The sequence below is a fragment of the Lysobacter sp. Root690 genome (assembly GCF_001427785.1).
Lineage (GTDB): Bacteria > Pseudomonadota > Gammaproteobacteria > Xanthomonadales > Xanthomonadaceae > Lysobacter.
Genome location: NZ_LMHM01000001.1, coordinates 918,254 through 919,695, shown reverse-complemented (window position 1 = coordinate 919,695; position 1,442 = coordinate 918,254). Strand labels below are relative to the sequence as shown.

Here is a 1,442-nt window from a genome sequence, read left to right as displayed (position 1 = left end):
GGTGGTGAACAACACCGTGGCCCTGGCCGCGGGCGACAACGCGACTTGCACGATCAACAACGATGACCAGGCGGCGACGCTGACCTTGGTCAAGACGGTGATTAACGACAACCGTGGTACGGCGACGACGGCCGACTTCACGTTGACTGCCACGGGGCCGACGCCGATTAGTGGCACGAGCGGCACTCCAGCGATCACCAACGCGGCGGTTAGTTCGGGCACCTATACGCTCACTGAAACCAATCTCGCCGGTTACGCCGCCAGTGCGTGGTCATGCACGGGCGGTACCTTGACTGGAAATAGTCTGGTGCTGACCAACGGCGATGACGCGGAGTGCGGCATCACCAACGACGACATAGCNACCACGGTCAATCCGGGTGCGACGATCACGTACACCTTGTCGACGACGGTGACGACGGCGGCGTTGACGGCCGTTTACACCCTGACCGACACCATCAGTGGCGATCAGACGTTCGGCAGCGTGACCAATGCGGGTAGCTACACCTGCACGGGCACCGGCCCGTTGTCCTGCACCTTGCCGGCCGGCACGTTGCCGGGCACCTACACGCTGAGCTACACGACCACCGTCGACGCCGATGCGGCCGGCACGGTTGGTAACAGCGTGGCTGGCAGCGGCGGTGGTGACCCCGATCCGGAGTGCACCAACTGCACCACGACCCACACGGTCGCGGCTCCAGTGATCNAGCAGCAGCAAATCGTCGGATCCGGCGACCGGCACCACGGTCAATCCGGGCGCGACGATCACCTACACCCTAAGCACCACGATCAGCACCGCGGCGCTGACGTCGGTCTACACCCTGACCGACACGATCAGTGGCGACCAGACGTTCGGCAGCGTGACCAATGCGGGTAGCTACACCTGTACGGGTACGCTGTCCTGCACCCTGCCGGCCGGCACGTTGCCGGGCACCTACACGCTGAGCTACACGACCACCGTCGACGCGGACGCGGCCGGCACGGTCGGTAACAGCGTGACCGGCAACGGCGGTGGCGACCCCGATCCGGAGTGCACCAACTGCACGACGACCCACACGGTCGCCGCGCCGGTGATCAGCAGCAGCAAGTCGTCGGATCCGGCGACCGGCACCACGGTCAACCCGGGTGCGACGATCACCTACACCTTGTCGACCACGGTGACGACGGCGGCGTTGACGTCGGTCTACACCCTGGCCGACACGATCAGTGGCGATCAGACGTTCGGTTCGGTGACCAATGCGGGTGCATACACCTGTACGGGTGCGCTGTCGTGCACCTTGCCGGCCGGCACGTTGCCGGGCACCTACACGCTGACCTACACCACCACTGTCGACGCCGATGCGGCCGGCACGGTCGGCAACAGCGTGACGGGCAGCGGTGGTGGCGACCCCGATCCGGAGTGCGCCAACTGCACGACGACCCACACGGTCGCGGCTCCGGTGATC

At 65.8% G+C, this 1,442-nt stretch carries 1 pseudogene; it reads left to right on the top strand.

What is annotated here, in order from left to right:
• Positions 1-704 precede the first annotated feature (704 nt).
• Positions 705-1,442 (top strand): annotated as a pseudogene (locus tag ASD86_RS27195) (hypothetical protein); the annotation flags it as partial.